The organism is Promicromonospora sp. NPDC023805, assembly GCF_040639635.1.
In the GTDB taxonomy this organism is placed as follows: domain Bacteria; phylum Actinomycetota; class Actinomycetes; order Actinomycetales; family Cellulomonadaceae; genus Promicromonospora.
In genome coordinates, this window is sequence record NZ_JBFAAH010000056.1 from 1 (window position 1) to 1,351 (window position 1,351).

Annotated in this window: 1 rRNA gene (cut by a window edge); it reads right to left on the bottom strand. The window is 56.1% G+C overall.

Annotated elements, in window-relative coordinates:
* Positions 1-1,351: ribosomal RNA gene (locus tag AB0F70_RS27385) — 23S ribosomal RNA — on the bottom strand; its annotated part runs 1,837 nt beyond the window's last position; the annotation flags it as partial.

The window sequence follows — 1,351 nt, forward strand, 5'->3', positions numbered from 1 at the left end:
TTAGTCCTGTCTTCCACATCCGGCCTATCAACCCAGTGGTCTGCTGGGTGCCTCTCACACCACAAGGGTGTATGGAAACCTCATCTCGAAGCAGGCTTCCCGCTTAGATGCTTTCAGCGGTTATCCCTTCCGAACGTAGCCAACCAGCCATGCTCCTGGCGGAACAACTGGCACACCAGAGGTTCGTCCGTCCCGGTCCTCTCGTACTAGGGACAGCCCTTCTCAAGTTTCCTGCGCGCGCAGCGGATAGGGACCGAACTGTCTCACGACGTTCTAAACCCAGCTCGCGTACCGCTTTAATGGGCGAACAGCCCAACCCTTGGGACCTACTCCAGCCCCAGGATGCGACGAGCCGACATCGAGGTGCCAAACCATGCCGTCGATATGGACTCTTGGGCAAGATCAGCCTGTTATCCCCGGGGTACCTTTTATCCGTTGAGCGACGGCGCTTCCACAAGCCACCGCCGGATCACTAGTTCCGACTTTCGTCCCTGCTCGACCTGTCGGTCTCACAGTCAAGCTCCCTTGTGCACTTGCACTCGATACCTGATTGCCAACCAGGCTGAGGGAACCTTTGAGCGCCTCCGTTACATTTTAGGAGGCAACCGCCCCAGTTAAACTACCCACCAGGCACTGTCCCTGATCCGGATTACGGACCGAGGTTAGACATCCGAAGCGATCAGAGTGGTATTTCAACAATGACTCCACCCGAGCTGGCGCCCTGGCTTCACAGTCTCCCACCTATCCTACACAAACCGCACCGAACACCAATACCAAGCTATAGTAAAGGTCCCGGGGTCTTTCCGTCCTGCTGCGCGTAACGAGCATCTTTACTCGTAGTGCAATTTCGCCGAGTTCGCGGTTGAGACAGCGGAGAAGTCGTTACGCCATTCGTGCAGGTCGGAACTTACCCGACAAGGAATTTCGCTACCTTAGGATGGTTATAGTTACCACCGCCGTTTACTGGGGCTTAAATTCTGAGCTTCGCCCGAAGGCTGACTCGTCCTCTTAACCTTCCAGCACCGGGCAGGCGTCAGTCCGTATACATCGTCTTGCGACTTCGCACGGACCTGTGTTTTTAGTAAACAGTCGCTTCTCCCTGGTCTCTGCGGCCCTCCCCGCGTCCCCCAGCAAGTGGGTTAACGGTTCAGGCCCCCCTTCTCCCGAAGTTACGGGGGCATTTTGCCGAGTTCCTTAACCACGATTAGCTCGATCGCCTTAGTATTCTCTACCTGACCACCTGAGTCGGTTTAGGGTACGGGCGGCTAGTCCCTCGCGTCGAGGCTTTTCTAGGCAGCATAGGATCACCAGATTCCCGCATACACGGTCTCTATCAGCTCTCACCCTTAAC